Source organism: Pelagibacterium halotolerans B2, assembly GCF_000230555.1.
GTDB lineage: Bacteria > Pseudomonadota > Alphaproteobacteria > Rhizobiales > Devosiaceae > Pelagibacterium > Pelagibacterium halotolerans.
This window is the reverse complement of sequence record NC_016078.1, coordinates 3,863,306-3,890,271: the sequence shown is the minus strand read 5'-3', so window position 1 is coordinate 3,890,271 and position 26,966 is coordinate 3,863,306. Positions and strand designations below refer to the sequence as shown.

Sequence of the window (26,966 nt, the reverse complement as noted above, 5' to 3'; positions counted from 1 at the left end):
ACAATAGAGCCGTTTGGCGTTATCTGGAATTGGATTTGTTTCCTTCGCTTCTCCGGCGAAAGCCGGAGCCCATGGGCGTACTTTTCGGGCGTCGGCGCAAGAGGCCATACTGCTGGACCCCGGTTTTCACCGGGGAAGCGAAAGAAGGGAACCGCCAGCGTTCCCCATCAAAATCCGAAACCGGCAAAAAGGGGCTCCTCAGCCCCTTTTTTTCGTTCAGTAGGCGATACCGGTCTGGGCGAGACGGATTTCCTCCTGGCGGCGGAGCGCCGAGAGGTGCTGTTCGGCCGAGCGCAGGCGCAACTCGAGCATGCGGCGTTCGGTCTGCAGGATCGTCAGTTCCCGCGTCAGGGCCGCGACCTGCTCAGGGGTTGGATTGCCGCCTCGCAGTTCGGCCAGTTTGGCGTCTATTTCGCTATCGAGGCTGTTGAGCTCGGCCTGGCGATCGTAGATCTCGCCGGCGGCGGCATGGACGCGGGCAAAGGCAACGCCCAGTTCGCCCTCGCACACCCCATAGTAGCGATCGCCCGACCGCCCCTGCCGCTCGGCATTGCCGAGGCGGCAATAGACGCCCAGGCCCTCGGCGCGGCCGGTCTGATACAAGGCGCTGTCGACCGCAATTCCATATTCCGAACAGGCCTCGGCATGGCTCGATATGCGATCGGCCGGACGGCCATCGGCACCATCGTTAAAGCCGATGGCGCGCCAATCTCCGGCCTCGCACTGTTCCTGGGAAAGGGTTGCGCAGGAAGCAAGGACAAGCGCTCCCAAAAGCGCGGCACAGACCAGCAACAGACGCAGCATTTCCCGTCTCCCAAAAAACAGGCCCGACCATAAGTCGGGCCTGAGGGAATTGGCAATAAACCTTTTGCCGGTCGCGCTTCCGGACCGCAAAAGTGGTGCCCATCCCCGATCGGGCCGAGGACATGCTTTTGCTGGAAGCGCCGGTGCTTTGCTGGTCGCGCTTCCGAACGCAAAAGTGGTACCCACTTTTGCTGGAAGCGCCGGTGCTTTGCTGGTCGCGCTTCCGAACCGCAAAAGTGGTACCCACTTTTGCTGGAAGCGCTCTGGGTCAAGCGGCCGGCAGCGGGCAGGAGACGCCGGTGCCCTTGAGGCCGCAATAGCCGTTGGGGTTCTTGGCCAGATATTGCTGGTGGTAGGTTTCGGCGAAATAGAACGGACCGGCGGGCTCGATTTCGGTGGTGATCTCTCCCCTGCCCGCGGCCTTGAGCTCGGCGGCATAACGGTCGCGGCTGATGCCCACCGCCTCGGCCTGCGCCTGGGACGTGGTGTAGATGGCCGAGCGGTACTGGGTGCCCACATCATTGCCCTGCCGCATGCCCTGGGTGGGGTCGTGCTCCTCCCAGAAGGTTTTGAGCAGGGTATCGAGGGAAATCTTTTGCGGCTCATAGACCACCATCACCGCCTCTGTGTGGCCGGTGCCGCCCGAACAGACTTCCTCATAGGTGGGGTTTTGCGTTTCCCCGCCCTGGTAGCCCACGGCGGTTACATAAACGCCCGGCAATTGCCAGAACAGCCGCTCTGCGCCCCAGAAGCACCCCAGACCGAAATAGATGATCTCGCTGCCCTCCGGATAGGGTCCCTTGAGCGGATTGCCATTGACGAAATGGTCGGCCGCCACATCCATCTGCGCGGAGCGACCGGGCAAAGCGGTGCCGGGGGCGGGAACGGTGGACGGCTTGGAAAACAGCGAAAAGATCATGCGCGAACTCCCCATGGAGGTGAAATGCCCGGCCCGGTTCTGCACGCCTGGCGCCCCCTCGGCCTTGGGGCCGGGACGGCGAGGCTCATCAGAACTGGTCGATGCTGACCATGCGCCGGCGCGACCGCGAGCGCCCCAGCAGGGCAAGCACGAGCCCCACAGCGCCGATCACGGCCCAGCCGGGCCATGCCAGCAATGTGGTGAGCGTGGGCTCCCAGAGCAAGGGATGCACATTATCTTGAACGGCCAGTTGCATGGATTCGAGCGTGCCCGGAAACAGGCTGGCTATGGTCGCCGCCAATGGGGTCGCTATGAAGGCGTTCGCGGCCAGCATGGCCGTTCCATCGGCAACCAGAAGCACGACCGCAAGGGCCAGAAAGGCCGCCGCCAATATTCTCAATACAGCACGCATGATACTCGTCCCTGTTCCTTCCGGTCCGTGGCCCCTTATTGGGTTTTTGTCATTCCGAAAGGCTTTGTTAACAATAGCATGGAGGACCGGGGGATGCGCAATCGGAATCTCAAAACTTGCTTAATCTGCCCGGATTGAACGCACCGGAGGCCGGAACGATCCCTTGGAGCGCTTTCACGTTTGCGCGAATTGTCCGCCCGGCGCCAAGTGCCGGCAGGGCCCTGGTGGCGGACCCGGCCAAGCGGTTCTCCCATACCCAAAACACCGCAGGAGAAAAGTTTTGCAGCTTTTTTGCCCCACGCCCCTTGGCAGCGACCGCAAAGCCGGATAATCGGGCACCCACGCGGAGAGATGGCCGAGTGGTCGAAGGCGCACGCCTGGAAAGTGTGTAGGCGGGGAACCGTCTCGAGGGTTCGAATCCCTCTCTCTCCGCCACAGTTCCAAATTCCAGTGATTTCAAGGACTTAAGCTCCCGGAGAATCCGGACGACTAGTGCACATGCCTGATGCACGTGTCGTTTGGCGTTCCGGTTTTGCTTTTGCGAGTCGGAGACAATCATGGCAGCCAAATGCGCCTATGTGGAAAAGGTCGGAGCGGTCTATTATGTGCGCAAGCGAATCCCCCGGGCCTGGATAGGCCAGGTGAGAGGTGACGTCTTGCGCCTGTCGTTGCGAACCAAGGATCGGGCCGAGGCGCTCAAATGGGGTCTGGAGGCCTTGGCAGTGTTTGAAGACTTGCTGCGGATGGCGCCCGAGGAGGCGCTCAAGCATCTCACGCAACGGCTGATCGACGAGCAGATGCTGCGGCCCGAGGAGATGACCGGAGCGGATCTGGTCCGCCGTCGGGCGCTGGGAAGCGTTGGATCCAAAATCATCCGCCGTGCCCGCGAAGAATTGAGGTTGGGCGAAAACCTCGATGGAATCTATGCCGAACTGGTCCATCTCAACCGTGCCACGGTCGAAGGCGAAGCGTATTACGACCGGCTGCCGGACGACAGAAAGACGCAAGATAGCGCCACGATCCGTAAGCTTGCCGAGATCGATGTTTCAGGGTTCCAAGCTGTGCTCGATGAGCTCGGCGGCACCGTATTGAGCAAACCTGTTCCTGGAAAACCTGTCCCTACCGAACCTTCGCAGCCCCGGTCGGCAGCAATCAAGGCGACGACCTCTGATGAGGCGATAGCCTCTGACGATGGGCATCCGATCTACACACTGCGCTACCTCATGGAGCATTATTTCAAACACGATGGCAAGAACACGGGGGCGGACAACAGGTCCAATATCGAACGTGCTGTGAAGTTGTTTGAGGATCTATGTCCAGAAGTAAGGACACTGGCGGCCCCTAGAATACCCCTGACGTTCTGGGACCGGCTCTATGAGTTTGTTCAGGAGATTCCCAAGGCGCAGGGTCGCGCCACACCGGACAATATTGTTAAATTTACCCGAGCGGTGCAGGCAGAGGGTGCCAACTATCGCAGGCTTTCCCGTACGACGCTCAATTCGAACTACCTTGGCGCCATCACGCGTATCGCGCGATACGGTCAGAAGAAACGGCTATATAGCTGGCAAGCTCCGCCGCTGATCATTCCGCAATCGAAACGGGCAACAAAGAGCAAGGGAAAGGCCCCATTTTCACCCGAAGAAGTGGCCGCGGTCATGTCGTGCCCGGTTTATACCGGCAGTGCTTCACGCCGCCTTCGCTATTCGCCCGGCCACGAGATCTTTGCCGATGACCATATCTATTGGGCACCCTTGATCGCGGCGCATACCGGTATGCGCGTGACAGAGGTCGGGCTTTTGCGGTTTGAGCAAATGCAGACCTGGTTCGGGCGTCAGACTTTCGTGCTCGAAATCGCTGAGGCGGAGGAAAACACAAACGGTATCGTCGGATACAAGACCGGCAACGCATTGCGGCGAATTCCGCTTCACCGCCAACTTGTCGAGATTGGCTTTCTCGATTTCTGGAACCATCAGAAGGCCCTCCATGATCGTCCGTTTCCAGCTTGGACGCAGCATGTCAAAGGAGGGTCGGTCGGAGAACCCGAGATCCATTTCGAGGCGGATTTCTTCAATGCCCATCGTCTCAAATGGGATGTCCCCGCCCACCGTCAGCACAAGCTCAGCTTTCATTCCTTTAGAGGCTTTTTCATCCAGGCCTGTCACAGCGCGGGCGTGAACCCCTATACGATCCTCAAATGGGTCGGTCATGATGACGATACTGAAGCTCGAACCTCAGAGGTGCATCGTGGCTACATGAGCGACGATCTGACCTCTGAAGAAGTGGAAGCCATCGACGCGGTCCAGGTGCCAATCGGACGTGTGAAGTCCTTCGCTGATTGGCTCAAGTCCCGCCGCTAAATTCGACTGCGTTCACGCGGTCGTGATCTGGTAACTTTCACACCTGTCGGGCACCCTCGCAATGTGTTCATTCACTAACACGTTGCGAGGCGTCATGGTCAGTTTGGGATTGCTTGGGGTGAGTTTTGGCGGTGTTTCGCGCCGCGAGGGTTGGAGCGCAACGGGGCGCTCCACCTACCAAATGGGAACGGATATTCATGATGGTATTCGCGGCGATAAACACCGGAACGGCCATCGGGTAAACCATGTGCAGCACTGGCTGATGCTGCCCGAGGAAGTCGACTCCTCGGTCTGGACGCGCGAAACCGTTTGGGAGGCGGCCAGTATAGCCGAGAAGCGCAAGGATGCGCGAGAAGCGCGGTACTTCGATATTACATGGCCACGAAACTTGCCTACCGAACGGATCGCGAAATTTGTGCAGAATCTCTATCGTCCGTTTGTTGAACTGGGGCTTCCTGTTCAGGTCGACTGGGAAACCTCGTCGGCGGACGACGGGTTGGCCAACGACCATATTCACGGTCTGATCGCGACACGAATTCTTAGCGATACAGGCTTTTCCGAGGGGAAATGCCGCGAGGTCGATACGTGGTTTCGCGCTGGCGTGCGGCAGCACGTAGCAGAGCTGTTCAACGCCATTGCAACCGACTGCGGGGTAGATGTGACATTTGATCCCCGCCCGAATGTCTTGCGCGACGACACATTGCCACCCGAAATCCAATTGTCACGGCAGACCTTGCGTGGATCCCGAACTCCTGGTGCGCAGCTTTTGAGGGACCGCCGTGATGGGCAGCGCCAGGTGCGCCGCGCGCATGAGCAGATCGTCGATGAAATTGTCGCGCTTGAGCGGCGAGCTGGTGAACTGCAGTACGAGATTGATGTTGAGCTGGAATCCATGTCGAACCTGACGTCGTGGCAGGCCAATCAGCACGCCAACCCGCTATCGCTCGAAATCTCACTGACGGCGTTGATGGGCGCGGGGATTGCCGTGCAGGACCGTGTCTCGGTGGAGGGGGTCGGCGTCGTTTTCAAAGTCGGCACCGCAATACTGGTCGATATCGGCACCGCAATCCTGATCGATGGGGAGCTCGAGGGGGAGGCTTTAAGGGCGCTATACTATCTTACCCGATGCAAGGGGTGGCGCGACCTCAGCCTCGTCGATGCCGACGGTATGCCCATACCGGTACCGCCCGAGCCGGAGCGCTCTTGGTTGCGTGAACGCCTTAATGCAAAGCGCTCGCGCCTTGATCTTATGGGTCGGAGTGGCGTCGTCAGCGCGGCGCGGGAGGTGGTCGCCATACTCCACGAGGCGTCTCCAGACGAGCGGCGGGATATCCTCAAGCGGGTTGCCGATTGGAGCAATCCGCGCCTCGAGCGACTCGTCGCACAACTTATGCCTTTTGCCGGACGCTATCAGGACGAGAGTCTATCGACCGAGATTGTTCTGGATTTGATAGATATGGCCATGGGCGAAGACAGCGATCTGTGGCGTCGCCATGTTCTTGAAAAGGATCTTGAAGCGATGGTTGTCCCGGGCAATGCGTTGTCGCGCCCTTTTCGCCCCCACCGAAATTTCTACGATATCTATCCCGGGAGCCAGGACGCTCAGTTTAGCGTGGGGCACCCCGGCAAAGAGGCCGCGCAATGACCTCGGCGCTTCTTAACAATCTGCGGGCTTTGAGCGCGATCCAAACCCAGCAGGCGCTGCTTGTCGCGGAAAAGCATCAATTGGAACGACGGGTCCGAGAAACCTCGCCTCCAACCCAAAGCCGAGCGCGATGCCTAATGACCGAGGCGACCTTGGCGCTCTTGTCGCGGCAGGGGACCGTCACCATTACCGCCCTGTTGAAAGAACTGGAATGTCGCAGCGGCGACCGGGACCGGTTTGCCCTCGATCTTTGTCGAGATTGGATCGACGCCGCTTTGTCGTCGCAGAGCGACTCGGGAGAGACTTAGCCCTCCTGCTCCTTATTCTCTTTCTTCACCTTGTCGTCGGCTTGAACCGGGGGAGCGCTTTCCAGCCGCCCGGCAATCCCGGCGATCTTTGTGCCAAGATCATCCAGAAGTCCGGTGATCTGCTCGGTGGCAGCGGCATTGCGCTGGGCAAGGTCGGACTGGAGCCGGGTGAGATCGGATTGCAGACGCTCGATATGGGTTTGCTGCTCGGCAATGGTGCGACGCGCGGTGGCGAGATTTGAGGTCCTTTCCTCCAACTTTTGCGTCAGTCTGCCATTTGCTGTTTCCAGGACTTCGCCTGCTTCCGCGATCTCTTCAATCTGGGCTTCGAGGTCCCCCATCACGCGATGGAACCGCTCTTGGCTCTCGCGTTGGCGCAATTCTTCGGCCTTGATCCCTTGCGCAAAAATTTCCGCAATGACCGGCTTGGCGAGATCGAGGACCGATGACGGCATCTGGTCGTCTGCCGCTTCAGCCGGTTTCCGCAGGGTCTGGAGATGTTTGAGCACGGTGGGTTTTGATCCTCCGCCGATGGCTGAGATCACGGCGTTGGCCGTTGCCTTTCTGCCCTCGCGGTGCAAACGTTCGACGGCGTCCTTCACTTTTTCAAGTGTGGCAATTTCTGCGCTCAATTCATCCTCCAACTCTGAACTTATGGTACGGTATATTACTAAACCGTACCATACCTGTTCTGCTATTTTGCGCAAGCTCGGCCTAGCTGCGTGCTTAACGCAAGGTAACGAACGTCTTGCGGCAGGAAGCAAGGAAAGAGGGACGAACGATCTGAAAACTCCAACATCAACCGTGCTGATGAGGGTAGATAAAGCTATAATGCTAGCAAAATACCTGATTGCCAGTTCGCCCTACCTTATGACAGGCTGCACCGAGCTTTCTGATTGGTGAGATCAACCTTTTGATTTCTTCTACAAAAATACGTTTTTGTTCCGATCGCCTCTCCGCTACCCTTTAGACTCATGGTCAAAGGCACGGAGAATGCCGATGAAGCTCAGTCTGGATCTTTTCCACTCACACTCGCGCACTGTGTTGCCCGTTGCGGCGCACGCGAAAGTGCTGGGCGCCAAGGCCGCTCAAACCTTGTTGCTGGCTGAAGGAGCAGTTGATCCCGGCGTGGACCGCGTATGGCTTCGCGCCGGATTGCGGACCCTGTTCCGACGCGACCGCCGGTTTGGCGCATGCAAGACTTTGTGCTGCGTGGGCAAGGGCGGGGCCGGAAAAAGCACCACAACCAGTCAGTTGGCGGTCATTGCCGCAAAGAAGGGGATGCATGTGCTCATCCTCGATTGTGACCGGCAACGGTCAGTCTCGGGATGGAAGCGGATCCGTGGATCGGATCCTGGCATCACCGTCAAACAGTGCGCCTACAATCATCTCGAACTGGAATGCCAAACGGGCCGCAAAGCTGGATTCGATCTCATCCTCATCGATCACCCCCAGCAACCGGGGGAGGCTTGGCCAGCGCTCGTGCGCGCCACCGACCTGTTTGTCTTGCTGGCGCGGCCCAGCGTCTTCGACCTTTCCACGGCGCAGGCCTGGATCCGACAGCTCGATGCCGGCAGAGCACCCTTCCTGACCGCCATCACCGCAGCCCAGCCTCGGCGGAGCATGATCGATGCGCCTACAGTGCGAGATGCCCGTGAGATCCTTCAGACCCGGACACCCCATGTCTGGCGCGGTCAGATCAGCACGCGACAATCGATCGTGCTGGCGACGGCCCAAGGGAAAGGCGTCATCGAATACGAGCCGGTTGGTGCGGCGTCGGCAGAGTATCTCGTTCTGTGGCATCGTTTGTGGGATCGGCTTGTTACGAATGGAGCGCCGCAATGAACCGGTTTGCACCTAGTCTATCGGGATCCGATCTGCCGGACAATGAGGACGAGACCACTTTGGGAAAGGTGCTGGTTCGCTTTACCAAGCCTCAGCGTCGCGCCCTCAAGCAACTTGCTCTCGATACCGAAAAGCCAGCGGAAACTCTGATGCACGAGGCGCTTGTTCTGCTTCTTCGGCACTACGGACGCGATATCCCGACATCCCCTCGCCTTAAAGACGACGACTTAGACCAGAGCTAAATTGCTAGCATGATGTCATGCAAGCTTGCTGCAAAGGGTCTGCCGATTGGGCTGCCGCCATCGCCAAACGGTGCTGTCGACAGGGCAGCACCACTTAACCCATTGAGGCGAGTCGTTGTGCTGCTTTACTGAAAACTACATGGCGAGTTCTCGGAATTCTTACGCATGTTGGCAAGTATGCCGCTTGTCGAATCCTTTGCCGGAGACCATGGCGGGATTGTTGACTTAAACCGAGAGCACCGCAAGTCCTTGCCAGCCAAAGGAAAAATCAGCGAAAAAATCCAGCGTTAACCTTATGGCGAGATAGCCTCAAGGCGGCCTTGGGGGCGCCTTGACTTTTCGAAATGGATCCCGACTTCTAAGAGCGTCGTGCCCAATGGCGCGTCTGGTCGGAACCCCCTGCTGCAACAGGCGGCCGACGGAAGGTCTGCAAACCCGCCGTCGACCTGACCATGAAACCCCTGAATGTGCAGAGGCTAACATGGCTATCTTTTCTTCTACCGGTGCTAGTGCGCCGCACAAGTCCCTTTCCGTCACTTTCCCCTCCGAAGGCTCGCCGCTCGTCAACGGCTTGGTCCAGCATGCGCTGATTTCGCCTTCGACGCAGGTGCAGATCCTGAGCGTTGTCGATGCGACCGGTAGCGCCACGCTCGGTGACATCGTCATCGAATTGCCTGATCATCCCGATCCTGTTGGCGCGGTGTTGTTGATGGTGGATGCTGGCATTCTGACGGCCGAGGTCGCAGGCGTCATTGACGCGTTTACACTTGTGCGTCGCTCGGGACCTCGAAACCCGATCGACGGTGAGCCTCACGATGACGGACCGGAGGCGTCTATGTCATCGGTAGACATCAGCAGTTCCATCGGTGGCGAACCTGGCATTGAGGCTGTGAATATGAACCCTTTCTCAGCCGCCGTCTTTGTCGGTGCTGGTGACCAGCGCCGAGACTTCGCGCGCCTTGAGGCCGTGCGGCGGCCGGGTATCTATGTCCTGATGAATGATATTTGGGCCTACGTGGGCACAGGAGCGGACGTTGGCGCTCGCGTTGCCAATGGGCGCCAGCCGATCGTATCTGTGGATACAGTCGTCGCGATTGTCGATGCCAATTGCGCGCTTACTGCCGACGACGCCAAGGCTCTCGAACGGATCATGTGGTCCCGGCTTGCCGGATCCGGTGAACGGAGGCTAATCAATGGCGTGCCGGACGGATACGAAATTGATCCCGAACGCTACAACATTCTTGACGCCATGGTGGCGCAGGCTTGTCTTGCCCTGCGTCACCGCGGCATTCTCTTCACTCAAGGTAGCATGCGTTCGGTCCTTTCCGGCCCTCGTGCGGAGCCCCAGCGCATGGGGTCTGTTCGGCCCTTCAACGCGGCGCCGGATGGCGAAGTCTTTGAGATGAACTTTGGCGCGGGCCTGGTGGCGCTCGCCGCAAAGCAGGCCGATGACCTCTGGGTGCTGCTGCGCGGATCCGATATACGGATGGTTTCAGCTGCTTCGGCCAGTGCATCGGTAGGCTATCTGCGGTCGGCATGGCTGCATTCCGGGCTGCTGACCCTGGCGCCCGATGGCAAGAGTTACACTGTAATGCGTGACCTTGTCTTCGGATCGGGAAGCGCTGCGGCCCAGTTCTGCTGTGGCTCGAAAGGCAGGGGCCTTGCCGGGTGGCAGCCAATCGATCCGGACGGCGGCTACGACCCGGACACACCGGTGCTGATCGTCTCCTGACGCGGCACCGATCGTATTCACTTTCCTTTTCTCTTTCTTGCGCGCGAGCGAGTCCTGCTCGCGGCGCGGAGGTATTCCTGTGATCGACCTTCCCAATATCGATGAGTTCGCCGATGAGATTCCGCAGCGGTTCAAGCCCAGCCCCAAAGAACCGCAGCGTGAGGACGCCGAAACGGCGCTGGCAAAAATGGCGCTCGAAACGGCCCTGAGCCGACCTATGCGCTCCCAACTCAAACAGCATCCCGGCGTCTTTGTTCTGTGCGTGCCTAGTGCCGACTGGGTTCATCCTGTGGCCGATGTCGTCAAGGCGATGGACCGCGCGCCCGTAGTTGTTCAGGTGACCGAACTCAAAAAGTCCGGTGGCATTCGGTGTCGGGCGGGCAGGGATGAACTCGGCATGCTGCAGAGCGACCATAGCCTAATGTTTATTACCCATGACCCGGACGGACTGCTCGACGATGCCGTTCTGGCGGTTGCCGACGTCGTGGTAAAGCTTCCTCAAATGACAGCGCCGCTGCTGCGCAAGACCATTCGGCGTGTGACCGGCGGAATAGCCAGAGGGGTAACACCGGAGATGGCGCGGCTGAAACTCGATATTATCCTAGCTTCGATTCGGCGCGGTTTAGTTGCCGGTGAATGCGTTGCCAAACTGCAGCGTGCGGTCGACCGCGAGAAAACTATAATGGCGCCCGACGTGCCACGGCTGGACGTGCTGCCTGTGACGCGCCCGGTCCGACAATGGTCGGATCAGGTGCTCAGTAATCTCTCCGCTGTCCAGGCCGGTGACCTTGATATCGGTCAAGTGCCTTTCATTACGCTTGAGGGACCGCCGGGGACAGGCAAGACGTTGATTGCCAACAGCCTTGCGGCGACCGCCGGTTGGACTTTTGTATCCAGCAGCATTGGCGGCTGGTTTACTACCGGGGACGGTGCTCTTGGCGGTGTGGCCCGCAATGTTAAAGCGTTTGTCGACCAAATCCTTGCTTCCGAACCGGCCATTGGTTTCCTCGACGAGCTCGACGCGCTGCCTGATCGGGAAACCATGGACGCCAAGGGCCGCGACTGGTGGACCCCAGTCATCACCCTGTTTCTGATGGAAATCGATAGACTTCGCAAATCGGGGCGCAATGTTTTGCTGATCGGTGCCACCAATTACTACGACCGTCTCGATGCCGCGCTGATCCGTCCCGGTAGACTGCAACAACGCATCAGCATTCTGCCGCCCTCCACCGAAGAAGAGATTCTTGCCGTCTTTCGATACTGGCTCGGCAGTGATTTGGCGGACGTCGATCTCCAGAAGATCGTGCAGCTTGGTCGGGGGGCAACGCCGGCGATGATTGAAGGCTGGGTCAATGCGGCGCGTGCCACGGCACGGATCGAAGGTCGGCCGATGGTATTGGCCGACCTTGTCGCTCACATGCTGCCACCTGACAATCGCTCTCCTCAAGACGTGCGAGCAATTGCCATTCACGAAATCGGTCATGCTCTCGTCGCCCATCGGCTTGGCCATACGGTCGACACCATCACGATTGTGCCTAATGGGTCCGTGGGTGGTTACACGCGGACCAGCGTGCCGAGCCTCGTGCCGACACGCGAAGTGCTCGAGGATGTCGCCACTGTCATGTTGGGTGGCAGAGCCGCTGATATGGTCGTGGGAGCCGGCCCCAACGCGGGAGCCGAGAGAGACCTGGCCTGTGCCACAGACCTTTTACTAGCAGCCATTGAAAACCAAGGCCTCGGCGAGACTTTGGTGTCACGACGCATAGCTTATCGCGACCTTCGCTCTGAATCTCTCGTGACCACCATTGAAATGGAACTCAAACGTTTGCTCGATCGTGCCATCGATATTGTGGGTAGGGAGCGTGACGCCGTACTCCGGCTCGCCGATAAATTGGTCAAAGAAAGTGTAATTTCGGGGAGTGAACTTCAGAAGAGTCTGGGGGAGCGCTGCTGCGGGGCCCGAAGCGATCAACTGGAAACGCCGATCTCGACGCTAATGTAAGTACCGAAGGCGAACAACGGTCAAAAATAGATTCGGACGCTTCATGTCGCCGCAAATGCGCCGCCCTTAACGACGAATGAACCTCGGGTGGCAAGTAAATGGCCGGGGAGGCACCCCGGCCATCAAAGACTTATCGGGCCTCAAGCCATTCAAGCATTTCGGAAATTTCACGCTCTTGGGCGTCGACGATCTCCTGGGCGATTTCCTTTACCCATTCGTCCTCGGCATATTCGAGCGCCGCGTTGGCCATCGCGAGAGCACCTTGATGGTGTGGGATCATGCCGCAAATGAAGGCGACATCGAAATCTTCGGCCATCATGGCCGCCATCATATCGTTATGCATAGCGCCCATATCGGCCATCATGGCCTGGTGGCCCTCGCTCATGCCTTCCATCATTGCACCCATATCCATGTCCATCGACATGCCGGCCATGTGGTCGGAGTTCTCGAGACAGATTTCGGGTAAATCCGAGCTTTCATTGGCATCGGCATCCATGCTCATCCCGTCCATGGACATGCCATCCATGTTGGAATGATCCATGCCCTGCGCCATCGCAATGGACGCAGTGCTGGCAAAGAGGATGGCGAGGCCGAGGGTTTTGAACGTCTTCATTGGTATTCTCCGGTTTGAAATTGATCGATATCGCGGCTCAAACCAGTGGCTTTGGAGGAGGGGCAGGAACTTGCGGATATTCGCCGCTTCTGTGCAGGAAAGGATAGGCATCAACCAGAACAGCCGTTCGTTCCAAGAGTGTCAGGCGAGCTGTGTTGGCAGGCATCAGGCAGCAGGCAATCGCTGCACACTCCTCGTGGCCATTTAAATCGTGCTCCACGTCGTTGTGGTGCGCAGCCGTATGATGCCCATCTTGCGGAGGCGAACTCATGGCGCTCGGCGCAGCCAGAAGGCTGAGCACGACCAAGAATGGAAGAAGGATCAATTTCGCAAATTGCGGCATCAGACTGATGAGAAATCTTCCATGGTCGGCGTTTCAGCAGGTGGGCGGGTGGACCTGATCGATTCGGTTCACTATGCTGGCAAAGGTATTCAGGATATTGGTGTAAATTGCGGCAGTGATCGGTCCAGAGGCGAAAGACATTTCCTGGCAATCGTTCCTGCGCCTCCTTGTTGTGGCATGGGTAATCGTTGTCGCGCTGCCTCTGCAGGCGGCCCATGCCCCACTGCATGGTCCCAGTTCGGAAACTCTTTTGACCGCAATCGACTGGAATCCAGATCCGCAGATCGAAAAGGCCAGCACATTTGGCTCTGGCCAGCACGACAACACCGACCACGTCCATGAAACGCCCATAATCGTGAACGTCCGCTGGGTGAGCCCACCCGACTGGCTGCGGTCGTGGAAACATTCTTATGTCAGGACACAGATATCAGACCGTCCTGCACCAATTGATCAGCCCCCGAGACCGGAACAGAGCGCATAACTCTGTTTTCTGACCCGCCGAACATCGGTTCAGCGGTGACGAGATGTAATCCAACATCAGATTCCGGTATGACCAATGAACCGACCCGTCGATGGGCCGGCGTCAGCTTCTGGCGCGGGCACGCCCATTATGCTTTCGACCGCCTTCGGCCCCCCCCACAACAGTTACAATGCCGTGCGCTTGATCGCTGCGTTGAGTGTGGTGCTCTCCCATTCGCTGCTTTTGGGCCTAAACTCACCGAGTTACGATCCCTTGAGCTGGGCCGCCTACGATCTGGGGGCAACAGCAGTAAACGTGTTCTTTGTCATATCGGGCGCGATGCTCACGCACAGCGTGTTGGAGCGGGGACTCGGCCGGTTTGTCCGGAATAGATTCCTGCGAATTTATCCCGCGCTGATCGTCAGCGCCGCATTCGTTGCCCTCCTTATCGGTCCTTTCGCAACGGATGCCTCTCTATGGGAGTATTATTCCTACTCCCAGACCTGGTTCTATCCTCTCAACGTAGCGTGGAATTTCGAGGGGGCCGCCCTGCCGTCCATGTTCGAACACGGCCGATATCCAGGCAATGTTAACGTGCCACTCTGGACCATCAAATATGAAATCCTGAGTTATATCGTCTTTGGCACTGCAGCAGCTTTCGGCTTTTTACGATACCGGGCCGCCGTCACCATTGCTTGGGCGGTGTTCGGACTTGCCCTGTTCACCGATGTCGGGGTCGATCCCACTGGTGAAACGCCCCTCGAGAGCCTTTTCCGTTTCGCATTTGCCTTTCTCACCGGGGTGCTGGCGCGGCGTTTTGGGGAAATAACACCCCTACGGTTTGGTTGGGCAATTGCGGCGCTTGCCTTGGCGGTGGCTGGCACGGGAACCCGGTTTGGGGAGGTGACCTGGATCATTGGGATTGGGTACGCAGCGCTCTATATAGGCGCCAAAAATTGGGGGCGCATCGCCAAATTCGCCCGGCGACACGACCTCTCTTACGGCATCTACCTCATGGCATGGCCGGTCCAACAGGTCCTGACGCGGGAGCCCATCTGGCTTGGGCCGCAGGTCGCAGTGCTTTTCTTGCTGTCGAGCATCATTGCCGGAAGCCTGGCGTATCTTTCTTGGAATTTCGTAGAGAGGCCAACCCTTCGCCGCAAAGCGCCGGTGTCGGAGAAAGAATCGTGAAAGCGAAAGGAAATAGCCGACGCCAGAAGGCGAGCGGAGTCTCGTTGGTGATGGTGTGGACAGTCGGGACCTTGTTTTTTGGCCTTGTCCTGATCCTTGCGAGCATTCCACTCGTTTTCAAGCCCGCACAGCGAACGCCCAGTGTAGCCACCCTCGATACGTCCGGCATCACGGTCAATGTCAGTGCCAGCTTGGCGGACGATAGAACCCTTACCGTATTCATCAGGTTGCCCGTGGATCGAGCCGATATCATCGATCCACGGGTTCAAATTGTGATGACTGGACATCAGATGACTGTGCCAGCCAACGTCTTATCGGCAGGTCCCGGAGCCTATCAAGCCAGTGCGATGCTTCCGATGGCCGGGCAGTGGGAGGTGCAGGTCGGCATCGGCGATGAGATCGTACGACTGCCGGTCGATGCGAACCCGGCTGGCCTGTAGCCACCGAAGCTAACATCACTTCATTGATCCATCAAAAATTCAGCCATGTCCTCGATATGCTGATCCATCAAATAGCTTGTGGAGAGGTGGACGACTTCAGCCATCGCACCTCCAAAAGCATCGCCAGTCGGGGTAAGCCCGGTGCGTAGCGCCGCAATCAGGCTTTCCTTGGTCCAGCCCGCCTCGGCAAGCGCCTCGGTGGTGATCGGGGGTGCAGTCCAACCCGCAGCTCCCCCAGAGGCACCAGCGAACTGAGCGTCAGTATCCAAGCCGCCAGCAATGTTTCTCGGCGTGTGACAGGCAGCGCAATGGGCCGGTCCCTCCACCATAAACCGTCCACGATTCCACGATGTCGATTTGGTCTCGTCGACCACGAAGTCAACAGGCTCGTAGAAAAAGGTGCGCCAGAGCTTCACGCCCTGACGAATGCTGAATGGTAGAGGGACCTCGTTCTCTTCAGGCACAAAATTGGATGGAGGAACTTCCTGGACAGCGGCCCACATGTCGGCCAGGTCCCGATCTGTAAGCGTGGCATAAAATTCGAACGGAAATGCCGGGTAGTATGGAGTTCCATCGGGCGCGACTCCGTGTCTTACCGCCCGAACGAATTCCTGGAAGCTCCAATCGCCGATGCCGATCTCAGGATTAGGGGTAATGTTTGGGGATATGAAGGTGCCGAAGTCAGACGCCAAAGCAACTCCACCGGCCCAAGGCTCACCGTTTTCGCTCGTGTGGCAGGTTACGCAGCCCGAGAGGCGGGCCAGGTAGGCACCACGCTTGGCGTCACCGGTGATCTGCTGCGGCAATTCGGGAGTGGAGGTGGGGATGAGCATCCAGATCACCAAGCCCAGGCCCAAGCCGCCCAAGAGCACCGCGGTTACAACGGGCCATTTGCGATCGATTCTTGGCCAGGTCACTTGCGAAACACCGTGTGGCAGGCCGAGCAGGTGCCGGCGATATCGGTTGCAACCGCGGCAGCGCTTCTGATCGATTGTGTTTCCGGGTCAGAGCGTGAATTTTCGGGGTCAGATTTCGGCGCCAGTCCGAGCAGCACCGAGGTATCCATGCTTGTCCAGTCATTTCGCGCCACCCGAGCGGTCTCCTGCGTCGGTTGGTCAGTGGTCCTTCCTAACTCTTGGGCCAGGCTCTCCAGTTGCTGGGCATACTGAGCGAAAAGAGCCCAGTCCTCCCATATTTCCGGACGCGCTTCCGAAGGGAATTCCGTAGTGCCTTCAGGGAACAACTCAGTCATTGCGTTACCGGAGTGAGCCGCAATCATCGCTGCGGCCTCCTCAATTGCCCCGGGGCTTGGATCGGATGAGCCGTTGATGATTGGCGTCAGGGCCTGCATCTGCTCGCCCAACATCATCATGCCCATCATCCTGTCGGCGACGATACCGGTGGCGCCGTTGTGCGCAAATGCGGACGCACAGCCCGTTGCTGCGCCGGCAAAAGCCAGCGCATACAAATATGCTCGTTTCATAAGATATCTCTCGGTTGGATCTCGAAATTGCTGTCAATCAGACGGCCAAGGTGTCCTTCCGAGGAGGAGGAGGATCGACCACGAATAAATGAACCGCTAGCTTCAGGGCCGCGCCAGCCCAAACCGTTGTGGTCGTATCGAGATGGAGCGCTGTCGCTAATGGGTGAGACAGCAGCAGAGGGCCGCAGTGTTTTGATCCGTGGCCCGAATGGGTATCGTCGGGTGTCGATTGGTCAAGCGACGATGACGTGTGGACGTGGTCACTGATCTCTACATTTTGCGCTGCGTGGATGTGAGCAGTCGAGGCGACCATCAACACAAGTGCCAGCAAAATGTTTCCCAGCGCCTTCAAACTCGAGCCTTCACGAATCACCAACCTAATGGCCCATTGATACCAACGATGATGGTTTGATTGGGGCCGTCGGCCCCAATCGCAGCTCATTGCGGAACCGAAATATCGACCGTCCCATCCGACGAAAGGAGAACGAGTCCACCTCCATCGGTTGCCGCTACATACCCGCCTTCAGGCATGGATGTGAGATGAAGTAGATAGGTATCTTCGAAATCGTCGGCGACCACGGCGAAGTCGAGTTCAGTCTCAGGTGAATGCACCACACCAACCCCAAGAACGAAGGCATGAACCCCGTTCACGTCCACATGGACAGAAGAAACCGGTACGCTTGTTTCATATATCCTGACCCAGGTTCTGCCCGTGTCCTCACTTTTGAAAAGACCAGAACTGGTCGCGGCATATAGGGCATCCGGAGAGATGCCCGATGCGGCAAGATCGATAATGCCGTCCGGCAGCAGACCAATCTCCTCCCAACTGCGGCCGGCGTCCGTGCTCGTTTGAAGGGAGGCGCCGTGATGTACGCCATAAAGGACTTCCGGATTGGCGCCGCTGACCGTCATCTGGTGGAAATCGACCGGCCCACCGACGCCTTCAGCGATCTTGGACCAGGTCTGGCCTCCGTCGACGCTCTCGATGACACCTATATTGCCGCCCGCGATCGGATGACCGCTGGCCCAGTATCGTTCGTTTTCCGTAGGGTGGGTCGAGAACCCCATGAAATCGTCACGGCTGTCTCCCAAAAGCTGGGCAGTCTCGTTTTCGAGATCTACGCTCCACAGTCCATGGTGGGTCGCCATCAAAACGTTGCTGGCATTCTCCTGGGACGCCAGACCGTGGATGTGCGTGGTGGCCAGAACGTCGCTCAGCGGCCGAAGCTCCTGTCCCATCGCGGCCTGAGAGAGCATTGCGGACGTGGCTATCAGAATTGCGGCCATGCGGCGGTTCGTGATCATGATTGTCTCCAAAATTGGTAGACCAGCCCCGCTCGACGGGGCCGGTCAGTCTTGGTTCAGGCCTGGACCCGAAATTCGGTCATCATTCCGGTCGACAGGTGCGGCATGTGATGGCAGTGCAGCATCCACCGAGCCGCCTCACCTGCGTCCATGGCAATTGTTACGCTGGCCATCGGGGGGACATAGACGGTGTCGCGGATAGCCCCGGAAACTCGGCGGGCGTTGACGCCGACCACCTGGAAGGCATGGCCGTGCAAATGCATGGGGTGGCCCATCATCGACATGTTGTGAAACATCAGCTCAACACGTTCACCGCTCTTGGCTACGATCGGCGTATGCTCACCCCAGCCGCGACCATCGATGGTCCAGACGTAGGGCGACATCGACCCGTCCAGCATGATCATCTGGCTGTTGGTCACCTCCTTGTCAGGGAGAGCATCGATCGCGCGAAGCCTTCCCTCTTGGGAGAGATCGACGTCGAAGGCGCGTGATGACGTCTCCGCCATGCCGGATATTTTCGATACTACCGCCCCTGCCGGTGCAAGGATCATACCGGTGCGTTCACGCTCCCCTTCGCGAAGTGCCAGGATGGGGAAGGCGCGCATTTCGGAAGGGAGGTCGAGGTCGATATCGAGACGCTGTCCCATTGCAAGACCGAACCGGTTGCCGTTGAGGGGAGAAATCCTGTGGCCATCGACTGCTACTAGTCGCCCCTCGATGCCGGTGTCGATCCAGAAGGTGGTCGCCGAGGAGGCGTTGATGATGCGCAACTTGACGCGCCCGCCGCTTTCGACCCGGATGATTTCGGGGTCGTCGAGCGTGCGGTCGTTGGTGAGATAGGCATCGAAGTTGAAGTCGTTGAGGTCCATGGCCATGGTCGACATGTTTGCCATGTCGCTCATGGTCATCTGTCCCATGTCCATGTCACCATGGTCCATCTGCATCGAACTTTGTGGCGTCGCACCGGAAGATCCGTGATCCATGTCCGTATGCCCGGCGCCCTGGGTAATCTCATCCAGGATCGCTTGTGGATCCTTGAACGAGAAGTCGTGCAGGAACATCACCACTTCCTGGCGGTCCTCGGCCACGTCCTCGGTGCTGCGCACGATAAGCGGTGCAGCGAGAAGGTTCATTTCCTGGGTTGGTACGTGGCTGTGCATCCAGTGGGTGCCGGCAAGCGGCTCGAAATCATAGTCCCGGGTTTCGCCGGATACCAGCTTGGGGCGTGGCAGATCGGGAACGCCGTCCTGGACATTGGGCGGTATCTGTCCGTGCCAGTGAACGATTGTTTCGACGTCGAGGGTGTTTTCCAGGATGAGCTTAAATCGTTCGCCTGGATCGAGGATAAGGCCCTGACGGCGCCCGGGACCGGCGATACCGTAGACGGAGGCGGCCTTTCCTTTGACCTCGATGGTGCGAGTGGCGACGGAGAGTTGGCGAGACGCTTCTTGAGCCCGACCTATGCGAGGAAGGGCAGTGGTTGCCGCAAGCGCGGCGGTTGCCGTGAGAAAGCCACGGCGGGTTAGCACGTTTGTCATTTGAATAGTCCGATCAATGCGCGCGAAGGCGCGACTGCACGTTACCGCTTGTGAGGCGGTGCTTTAGACGCGGATCGGATTGTATTTGGGAGGGCGTTGGCCAGGTTCGGGAACAAACGAAATTAGACCCAAGCCATTAATCGGAACAGATCTCAGTGTCATAGCCAGAGGCGAATGCAAGCTCACCGACTCGTACAGCGGGCCGGCCACTGCACATGCGCTCGCGCACAGCGTATCGTGGTGCTGCCCGGATTTGTGGTGCTCGGATCCATGATTGATCACCGACATCATTGCATCGGTGCTTATCTGGTGACCTTTGTGGCGTTGCAAAAGGTCAATCTCGCTTGACGTTTGCGCCCATGACATCGCCGTTGACGATACCATCAGCGCGAGGATGGTAACAGGCGGGTATGGGCCCCCCCCGCCGCGACATATCGCGCCGGGGGGAATTTTCTTAAATGGGCTCAGGAGAATATCCTGCGTCCGCGATGACGCGTTTTAGGGCGGCACCCGGCTGAGCACTTTCGATGCGGACAGAGTGGGTACTGAGATCGACATCCACCGTGGCCGCGGGGTCAGCACTTTTTACCGCCTTTTCGATCGTTCCTGCACAATGGCCGCAGGTCATGTCCTGAACTTTGAACTCATGCATGGACTCATCCTTTCTTGTTCGACTGCAACAATCATGGAGCTTCCCATGGTGGGCAGGTCAAGCGTGAATTTGCTCTTGACCTTAACATGATTGGAAGGATTAGATCATCGGGCAGTTGTCGAACAAGGACTGCAGAAAATGAACCAGGTGAAACAATTTGATGGCATGAAGAGCCTCGATTTCAGCATCGAGGGGATGACTTGCGCCTCCTGCGTATCGCGCGTTGAAAAAGCTATTCGGGCCGTCCCTGGCGTCGCATCGGCTTCGGTCAACCTCGCTACCGAACGTGCGCGAATTGAACTTTCGGGTCCAACAGATGTCGGGCAGATCGCGGAGGCGGTGCACAAAGCGGGGTACACCCCCGCGGCCGCGGAGATTATTACACTCGATATTGAGGGCATGACCTGTGCCTCCTGCGTCGGACGTGTCGAAAAAGCACTCAAACGCCTGGACGGTGTCGTGGACGCCGCCGTCAATCTTGCAACCGAGCGTGCAACAGTCGAAGTGCTTGCAGGAACGGCCACGAAAGAGGATTTGGCACGCGCCGTTGAGGCGGCCGGTTACATTGTCCGAAAAATCGAAACCGGGGCCGGAGCCCCCGACCGGGAGGAGGCAAAGGCAGCCGAGGCCGTCTCACTGCGAAACGCCACGCTTTTTGCAGCGCTGGTCACCGCTCCGCTTTTCGTTGTCGAAATGGGATCCCATTTCATTCCCGCGGTGCATTTGTTTGTCATGGACACCATTGGCATGCAGACCAATCGTTACCTGCAGTTCGTTTTGGCGTCGATCGTATTGTTTGGCCCCGGGTGCAGGTTCCTCGTCAAAGGCTTTCCCAACCTCTGGCGCCGGGCACCGGACATGAATTCCCTTGTCGCACTGGGAGCTTCCGCGGCGTGGGGATATTCTGTGGTTGCAACCTTCACACCGCAACTGCTGCCGGCCGGCACGAGCAATGTCTATTACGAGGCCGCAGCGGTAATCGTCACCCTGATCCTGCTCGGACGCTATCTTGAGGCGCGGGCCAAGGGCCGGACTGGTCAGGCCATCAAACGACTTGTCGGACTGCAGGCGAAGACGGCGCGGATCGAACGCGACGGAGAAACCGTTGAGGTTTCGCTCGATCAGGTCGTGGCCGGGAATGTCGTTCACATTCGCCCCGGCGACAAAATTCCGGTGGACGGGCGCGTGATCTCAGGATCCTCCTATGTCGATGAGGCGATGATCACCGGCGAACCGGTCCCCGTTCAAAAGGCGGCAGGTGCCGAAGTGGTTGGCGGGACAATTAACAAAACGGGTGCCTTCACGTTTGAAGCGACCCGGGTCGGGCGCGATACGGTGCTGGCCCAGATCATTGCCATGGTCGAGGCAGCACAAGGGGCAAAGCTGCCGATCCAGGCTTTGGTCGACCGAGTTACCGGGGTCTTTGTTCCAATCGTTATCGGTGTGGCCGCTTTGACGTTTCTGGTTTGGCTCACCTTCGGGCCTTCGCCACAATTGAGTTTTGCTCTGGTCAATGCCGTGGCTGTTCTGATCATCGCTTGCCCGTGCGCCATGGGGCTCGCGACGCCCACCTCTATTATGGTCGGCACTGGTCGAGCGGCGGAATTGGGTATTCTCTTCCGCAAGGGCGAGGCGCTGCAAACCCTGCGTTCTGCGCACATTGTCGCGCTGGACAAGACCGGCACACTGACATTGGGTCGACCCGAACTGACCGATCTTGTCGTAGCGCCAGGTTTTGACGAAGCTGAACTCCTCAAGTTTGTAGCAAGCCTGGAGCAGCACTCCGAGCATCCCATCGCAGAAGCGATCGTTCGGGGAGCGAAGGCCCGCTCAATTAGACTTCTGAGTGCAGAGGATTTTGAGGCTGATCCTGGCTTTGGCATTACCGGGATGGTCGAGGGGCGACAAATTCTGGTCGGAGCCGATCGGGCCATCAAGCGCGCAGGTCTCACCGTTGACCAGTTTGCCAATCATGCAATTCAATTTGCAGAGGCGGGAAAATCCCCGCTTTATGCAGCAATAGATGGCAAGTTGGCTGCGATCATCGCGGTATCCGATCCGATTAAGCCAACGTCGCGCGCAGCCATCGATTATCTTCACGGCCTGGGACTCAAGGTTGCGATGATCACTGGCGACAACGAAAGGACCGCACAGGCTGTCGCCAAACAACTTGGTATTGACGAGGTGGTCGCGGAAGTGCTGCCGAGTGGCAAGGTTGAGGCCATCAAGGCGCTCCGCGGGACGGGGCACCGTCTTGCCTTCGTGGGCGACGGCATAAACGATGCACCCGCGCTTGCCGAAGCCGATGTCGGAATTGCCGTAGGTACCGGAACCGATATCGCCATTGAAAGTGCAGATGTCGTTCTGATGTCTGGTGACCTCAAGGGAGTTGGCGATGCCATTGCCGTGAGCAAAGCGACAATTCGTAACATCAAGCAGAACCTGTTTTGGGCGTTTGCCTACAACATCATATTGATCCCGGTGGCAGCAGGGGTTCTCTATCCCTCTGGGAGTATTCTGCTGTCGCCGGCACTGGCCGCCGGTGCCATGGCACTCTCAAGCGTATTTGTGTTGGGGAACGCGCTGCGGCTGAGGCGATTTTCGCCTCGGCCCGTCGATCGTGAGCCTTCCTTCGGGCAGCAAAGTGCTGGGATAAAAATGGAGCATGCACAATGAACATCGGGCAGGCAGCCAAAGCCTCGGCCGTTTCGGCCAAGATGATCCGCTACTATGAGTCCATTGGACTAATCGCGCCGGTCCATCGAACCGAAGCAGGCTATCGGATCTATGATGATCAGGATGTTCACGCCTTGCGATTCATCAGCCGAGCAAGGGACCTCGGCTTTTCTGTCGATCAAATGCGCGAGCTGTTGGCGTTATGGCGTGATCGCAGTCGTGCCAGTTCTGACGTGAAGGCCATCGCACTGTCTCATGTGGAGATGCTTGAGGAAAAAGCCAAGGCTTTGCAGCAGATGAGCGACACGCTAAGGCACCTCGCAGCGAACTGTCATGGGGATGGTCGCCCAGAGTGCCCTATCATTGAGGACTTCGCCAAGCCTGGGCCAGCCAAGGCAAGGTCGAAACGCAGGCCCCGCTTCGAAACATCGGCTGTCGTTCAATCAAAGTCGGGTTAGGCCCGGTCAGGTCTCACTGTGATCTCTGGGCCTGACGAGCCCGTTCAGGTTCGGGCCAGGTGCTCTTGATGTATTCAAGAACGGCCCAGATCTCGTCATCAGTCAGGATTTCACCGAAGCCTGGCATGTCACTTTCGTAATTCCCACCGACGATTGCAGCCACGCCGTCGCGCGTGATCCGAAAGAGTTGGTCATCGCTATGGTGCCAGGTGTGTCCGGTTTCGTCATGAGGTGGAGCCGGCATCCGCCCATTGGGCAACCGTTCACGCCAGTTTGGTTGACCCTCAAGTGTATCGCCGTGGCAAGCAGCGCAGTTTTTAAGATAGAGTTGACGGCCCTCGGCGACATCACCGGCTTGAGGGTCATCGGCAGTGCCGCGCCCACCAATAAGCACAATTGCGACTGTCATCGTAGCGATCAAGGCGACCAGCGTTGCGATGATAATGTTACGGCCCATAAAGTTTCTCAATCTCCCGGCGAGGGAAACAGAACGTCGGTGAAGCCTGCCAGTCGGTAACTGACCAATCCAATCCATTCATGGGCAGCCAGATCAGTCGTGGTTAGGCCGCTCGAGGCCGTTCCTGGCCAATACGCGCCAGCAGGTCCGGTCCGATAGTCGACTGGATAGGGCAAGACCGCAAGATCCGTGGTCCTGAAACAAGCAACGGCACGGGGCATGTGACTGGCCGATGTCACCAGAATCCAGGTGCCCTCCGCCTGCTTGCCTAGAACGGACGCCGTTTCTCGAGCGTTCTCGCAGGTGTTGCGGGAAAGCTCTTCCATGGTGATGCGTTCACCAGCAACACCGGCATCGACCAGGGCACGTCGCGCCAGTTCGGACTCGGTTAGAGTTCCATCGTCGAAAATATGTCCGCCGCCCCCGGAAAGGAAAATGTCGGCCTCGGGATAGCGTGCGGCGAGAATACGCGCCTCGACGATCCGCTCGCCCGCCTCGTTGAGAACGAGTGCATCCCTGTCGTAAGAAATGTGCGTGTCCACAGCGCCACCGAGTACGATGATTCCCGCGACATCTTCCGGCAGTGCTGCCTTGGGGAACCTGTTTTCTAGAACACCGAGAGCAAACGGCCCGACGGGCGACCATGCTGCAAGAGCCAACCCGACAATTGATGCCATTCCAAGTGCTACGGCTATCTTCCGGAAGCGCAAGATCCAAAACGCCAGTGCTGACAGAGTGCCGAGCAGGAGCACGTTGGATGGGGTGAGAAAGAAGTCGAGGAATTGCGAAAGCAAAAAAAACATCAGAATCTCCCCTTGAACTCGCCTCCTAGCACCTCCGCCTTCAACAAATAATTGACGTCAGTCCCGCTTGACCTTCCCACCATTGGAAGCAGCAACGTAGAGTGATCAAGTCTAATCTCGAACAATGCTCATGTAGACAAACCCGCTTAACGCAGTGTCTTGAGCGAAGAGGTCTGGGAAATGAATGAACGTCACCATCACCACCAGCATGGTGAAGACAGCCAGGGTGCGACAGACGCATCGGGGCACGACAAGCATGCGGGGCACTCGGTTTCAATGTTTCGTGACAAGTTCTGGCTCTCGCTGGCCCTGACGATACCCACTGTCATTTGGGAGCCAATGATTCAGGATTGGTTTGGCTACACCGCGCCCCCGTTTCCAGGATCTGCATTCATCCCCGCCTTTTTTGGAACGGTTGTCTTCACCTACGGGGGGCGGGTATTTCTGAACAGTGCAATCGGTGAGCTCAAGGCGCAGCTCCCGGGCATGATGACGCTGATCTCGTTGGCCATCTCCGTTGCGTTTGTCTACAGCTTTGCCGTCTTGCTCGGGTTCGACGGTCACCCGCTGTGGTGGGAGCTGGCCACGTTGGTGACCATCATGCTGCTGGGACACTGGATCGAGATGCGCTCGATTTCCCAGGCGCAAGGCGCACTCAATGAACTGGCGAAGTTATTGCCCGATTTGGCTGTACGGGTAATTGAAGGAGACAGGACCGAAGAGGTGCCTGTGTCGGGCCTCAGGACGGATGACGTCGTTCTTGTGCGACCAGGGGCCTCGATCCCTGCCGATGGCGTCGTCATATCCGGCAAAAGCGCTGTCAACGAATCCATGATTACCGGGGAATCTCAACTGGTCGACAAGACAGAGGGATCCGAAGTCCTCGGCGGCACCGTGAACGGGCAGGGCTCCCTTCGTGTGCGCGTGCTTCAAACAGGTCAGGAAACGGCCTTGGCCGGCATCATGAGGCTGGTTTCTCAAGCACAGTCGTCCCGCTCGCGCGCCCAGGCACTGGCTGACCGGGCCGCCTTTCTGCTCACCGTTGTTGCCATTGTTGCCGGTGTCGCAACCCTTGCCGCATGGTTGCTGCTCGGTGCCGAGATCGATTTTACGGTTACCCGGGTGGTGACCGTGCTCGTCATCGCCTGTCCTCACGCTCTTGGGCTTGCCGTTCCACTGGTCACGGCCATTTCAACCACCCTGGGTGCCCGCAATGGTTTGCTCATTCGGGACCGTCGTGGTCTTGAGGAAGCGCGAAATCTCGACACCGTCGTATTCGACAAGACCGGAACATTGACGCTTGGTTCCCACCGGGTGGTTGAGATTGTCGCCGCAAAGGAAAATGATCCGGATACGGTATTGTCGCTCGCAGCAGCAGTCGAACGGGACTCCGAACACCCAATCGCACAGGCGTTACTCAAGAGCGCAGAAGACAAAGGGCTCGCGCTCCCGCGGTCAACGAGTTTCGAGTCAGCAGCCGGCAAGGGCGTCGAGGCTGTTGTCGAGGCACGCCGCTTGTCCGTCGGGGGGCCGGCGTTGTTGCGGCAACGCAATGTCGAGCTCGACAATTACATAGCGAACGCAACCCGTCGCTTTGGTGACAATGGGCAGGCCGCGATTTATCTTGTGGAGGGCGAGAACGTTTTGGCGGTGTTCGCGATCGCCGATCAGGTGCGCCCGGAATCCAAAGCGGCCGTGGCCAAACTCCAATCGATGGCTATCGAGGTCGTTATCCTGACAGGGGATTCCGAGGCCGTTGCGCGATCCGTGGGGCGAGAGCTCGGGATCGACACCGTCTTCGCCGGCGTATTGCCCGATCAGAAGTCCGACAAGATCAAGGAACTACAGGCTCGAGGCAAGCGTGTCGCCATGGTGGGCGATGGCGTCAACGACGCTCCCGCTCTCGTCACCGCCGATGTAGGTGTGGCCGTAGGTGCGGGAACCGATGTGGCTGTCGAAGCAGGCGATGTGGTTCTGGTGCGCTCCGATCCCCGAGACATTGCCCGCATCGTGATCCTCAGCCGCGCGACCTATCGCAAGATGATACAAAACCTTTGGTGGGCAGCCGGCTACAACATCGTTGCCATTCCGCTTGCGGCAGGGGTGCTCTATTGGGCCGGCATCGTATTGGCCCCCGCGGTGGGGGCGGTGCTAATGTCGGCCAGCACGGTGATCGTTGCAATCAACGCTCAGTTGCTTCGGCGGCTCGACATGGCACGTTGATGCAGTTGGCGCGCCACGACCGTCCAACGTTTCAGTCCATTGTGACGTGAGGGGCGCC

The 26,966-nt window shown here is 58.4% G+C and carries 24 protein-coding genes and 1 tRNA gene; 13 read left to right on the top strand and 12 right to left on the bottom strand.

Features of this window, described 5'->3' with window-relative positions; all coding sequences use genetic code 11:
• Positions 1 to 216: 216 nt before the first annotated feature.
• From KKY_RS19840 to KKY_RS18995, 3 genes are all read right to left on the bottom strand, one after another.
• Entirely contained in the window at positions 217 to 804 is a 588-nt protein-coding gene (locus tag KKY_RS19840) for a DUF2799 domain-containing protein (RefSeq protein ID WP_014133019.1), read from the bottom strand.
• Between the two features lie 268 nt (positions 805 to 1,072).
• Positions 1,073 to 1,723: a peptide-methionine (S)-S-oxide reductase MsrA gene (gene msrA / locus KKY_RS19000; protein WP_041528915.1), complete on the bottom strand. Its 651-nt coding sequence runs from the start codon at positions 1,721 to 1,723 to the stop codon at positions 1,073 to 1,075.
• An 88-nt stretch (positions 1,724 to 1,811) separates the two neighbouring features.
• Positions 1,812 to 2,135: a hypothetical protein gene (locus KKY_RS18995; RefSeq protein WP_041528914.1), complete on the bottom strand. Its 324-nt coding sequence runs from the start codon at positions 2,133 to 2,135 to the stop codon at positions 1,812 to 1,814.
• A 345-nt stretch (positions 2,136 to 2,480) separates the two neighbouring features.
• On the opposite strand from KKY_RS18995, the gene KKY_RS18990 reads away from it, so the two are divergent.
• The 4 genes from KKY_RS18990 to KKY_RS18975 all read left to right on the top strand — a co-directional run bounded on the left by KKY_RS18990 (position 2,481) and on the right by KKY_RS18975 (position 6,445).
• Positions 2,481 to 2,570 (top strand) — tRNA-Ser (locus KKY_RS18990).
• A 122-nt stretch (positions 2,571 to 2,692) separates the two neighbouring features.
• The gene (locus KKY_RS18985) at positions 2,693 to 4,492 is read left to right on the top strand and encodes a site-specific integrase (RefSeq protein WP_014133016.1); all 1,800 of its coding nucleotides are present in this window, start codon (positions 2,693 to 2,695) and stop codon (positions 4,490 to 4,492) included.
• A 94-nt stretch (positions 4,493 to 4,586) separates the two neighbouring features.
• Positions 4,587 to 6,137 (top strand): MobA/MobL family protein, encoded by a 1,551-nt coding sequence (locus tag KKY_RS18980; RefSeq protein WP_014133015.1) that lies wholly within the window; start codon positions 4,587 to 4,589, stop codon positions 6,135 to 6,137.
• A complete protein-coding gene (locus tag KKY_RS18975) occupies positions 6,134 to 6,445 on the top strand; it encodes a hypothetical protein (RefSeq protein ID WP_041528913.1) in 312 nt (103 codons plus the stop codon). Before KKY_RS18980 ends, KKY_RS18975 begins: the two co-directional genes overlap by 4 nt.
• Here the strand turns inward: KKY_RS18975 and KKY_RS18970 are convergent.
• Positions 6,442 to 7,152: a DNA-binding protein gene (locus tag KKY_RS18970; RefSeq protein ID WP_158308088.1), complete on the bottom strand. Its 711-nt coding sequence runs from the start codon at positions 7,150 to 7,152 to the stop codon at positions 6,442 to 6,444. The genes KKY_RS18975 and KKY_RS18970 overlap by 4 nt on opposite strands.
• A 292-nt stretch (positions 7,153 to 7,444) precedes the next feature.
• Here KKY_RS18970 and KKY_RS18965 point away from each other — a divergent pair, with 292 nt between their 5' ends.
• The 4 genes from KKY_RS18965 to KKY_RS18950 all read left to right on the top strand — a co-directional run bounded on the left by KKY_RS18965 (position 7,445) and on the right by KKY_RS18950 (position 12,266).
• Complete coding sequence (locus KKY_RS18965) at positions 7,445 to 8,290, top strand: ParA family protein (protein WP_014133013.1); 846 nt, start codon at positions 7,445 to 7,447, stop codon at positions 8,288 to 8,290.
• Positions 8,287 to 8,532: a ribbon-helix-helix domain-containing protein gene (locus KKY_RS18960; protein ID WP_014133012.1), complete on the top strand. Its 246-nt coding sequence runs from the start codon at positions 8,287 to 8,289 to the stop codon at positions 8,530 to 8,532. Before KKY_RS18965 ends, KKY_RS18960 begins: the two co-directional genes overlap by 4 nt.
• Positions 8,533 to 9,013: 481 nt before the next feature.
• Positions 9,014 to 10,264, top strand: a complete 1,251-nt coding sequence (locus tag KKY_RS18955; RefSeq protein ID WP_014133010.1) for a DUF4357 domain-containing protein — start codon at positions 9,014 to 9,016, stop codon at positions 10,262 to 10,264.
• Positions 10,265 to 10,343: 79 nt separating this feature from the next.
• Entirely contained in the window at positions 10,344 to 12,266 is a 1,923-nt protein-coding gene (locus tag KKY_RS18950; protein ID WP_014133009.1) for an AAA family ATPase, read from the top strand.
• Positions 12,267 to 12,396: 130 nt separating this feature from the next.
• On the opposite strand, the gene KKY_RS19835 is transcribed toward KKY_RS18950, so the two are convergent.
• The gene (locus KKY_RS19835) at positions 12,397 to 12,879 is read right to left on the bottom strand and encodes a DUF305 domain-containing protein (protein WP_014133008.1); all 483 of its coding nucleotides are present in this window, start codon (positions 12,877 to 12,879) and stop codon (positions 12,397 to 12,399) included.
• A gap of 953 nt (positions 12,880 to 13,832) precedes the next feature.
• Between KKY_RS19835 and KKY_RS18940 the strand changes: the two genes are divergently transcribed.
• Positions 13,833 to 14,873: an acyltransferase family protein gene (locus KKY_RS18940; RefSeq protein ID WP_014133006.1), complete on the top strand. Its 1,041-nt coding sequence runs from the start codon at positions 13,833 to 13,835 to the stop codon at positions 14,871 to 14,873.
• A complete protein-coding gene (locus KKY_RS18935) occupies positions 14,870 to 15,313 on the top strand; it encodes a FixH family protein (protein ID WP_041528911.1) in 444 nt (147 codons plus the stop codon). The genes KKY_RS18940 and KKY_RS18935 overlap by 4 nt, the downstream gene beginning before the upstream one ends.
• A 20-nt stretch (positions 15,314 to 15,333) precedes the next feature.
• Here KKY_RS18935 and KKY_RS18930 read toward each other — a convergent pair whose 3' ends face one another.
• The 5 genes from KKY_RS18930 to KKY_RS20205 all read right to left on the bottom strand — a co-directional run bounded on the left by KKY_RS18930 (position 15,334) and on the right by KKY_RS20205 (position 20,291).
• Positions 15,334 to 16,146, bottom strand: a complete 813-nt coding sequence (locus KKY_RS18930) for a c-type cytochrome (RefSeq protein WP_202945631.1) — start codon at positions 16,144 to 16,146, stop codon at positions 15,334 to 15,336.
• Between the two features lie 80 nt (positions 16,147 to 16,226).
• Positions 16,227 to 16,796: a c-type cytochrome gene (locus KKY_RS19830; RefSeq protein WP_050811765.1), complete on the bottom strand. Its 570-nt coding sequence runs from the start codon at positions 16,794 to 16,796 to the stop codon at positions 16,227 to 16,229.
• Between the two features lie 438 nt (positions 16,797 to 17,234).
• Positions 17,235 to 18,101, bottom strand: coding sequence for a WD40/YVTN/BNR-like repeat-containing protein (locus tag KKY_RS18920; RefSeq protein WP_014133002.1), 867 nt, complete (start codon positions 18,099 to 18,101; stop codon positions 17,235 to 17,237).
• Between the two features lie 56 nt (positions 18,102 to 18,157).
• Positions 18,158 to 19,639 carry a multicopper oxidase family protein gene (locus KKY_RS18915; RefSeq protein ID WP_014133001.1) on the bottom strand — a complete coding sequence of 494 codons (1,482 nt, stop codon included), beginning with the start codon at positions 19,637 to 19,639 and terminating at the stop codon, positions 18,158 to 18,160.
• A 454-nt stretch (positions 19,640 to 20,093) separates the two neighbouring features.
• A complete protein-coding gene (locus tag KKY_RS20205; protein WP_083824210.1) occupies positions 20,094 to 20,291 on the bottom strand; it encodes a heavy-metal-associated domain-containing protein in 198 nt (65 codons plus the stop codon).
• A 138-nt stretch (positions 20,292 to 20,429) separates the two neighbouring features.
• Between KKY_RS20205 and KKY_RS18910 the strand changes: the two genes are divergently transcribed.
• A complete protein-coding gene (locus KKY_RS18910) occupies positions 20,430 to 22,967 on the top strand; it encodes a heavy metal translocating P-type ATPase (RefSeq protein ID WP_014133000.1) in 2,538 nt (845 codons plus the stop codon).
• Complete coding sequence (gene cueR / locus KKY_RS18905; RefSeq protein WP_041528910.1) at positions 22,964 to 23,425, top strand: Cu(I)-responsive transcriptional regulator; 462 nt, start codon at positions 22,964 to 22,966, stop codon at positions 23,423 to 23,425. Before KKY_RS18910 ends, cueR begins: the two co-directional genes overlap by 4 nt.
• A 13-nt stretch (positions 23,426 to 23,438) precedes the next feature.
• On the opposite strand, the gene KKY_RS18900 is transcribed toward cueR, so the two are convergent.
• A complete protein-coding gene (locus tag KKY_RS18900; RefSeq protein WP_041528909.1) occupies positions 23,439 to 23,882 on the bottom strand; it encodes a c-type cytochrome in 444 nt (147 codons plus the stop codon).
• Between the two features lie 8 nt (positions 23,883 to 23,890).
• Positions 23,891 to 24,685, bottom strand: a complete 795-nt coding sequence (locus tag KKY_RS18895; RefSeq protein WP_014132997.1) for a YdcF family protein — start codon at positions 24,683 to 24,685, stop codon at positions 23,891 to 23,893.
• Positions 24,686 to 24,865: 180 nt separating this feature from the next.
• On the opposite strand from KKY_RS18895, the gene KKY_RS18890 reads away from it, so the two are divergent.
• Positions 24,866 to 26,908 (top strand): heavy metal translocating P-type ATPase, encoded by a 2,043-nt coding sequence (locus tag KKY_RS18890; RefSeq protein WP_083824283.1) that lies wholly within the window; start codon positions 24,866 to 24,868, stop codon positions 26,906 to 26,908.
• The last annotated feature ends 58 nt before the right edge of the window (positions 26,909 to 26,966 follow it).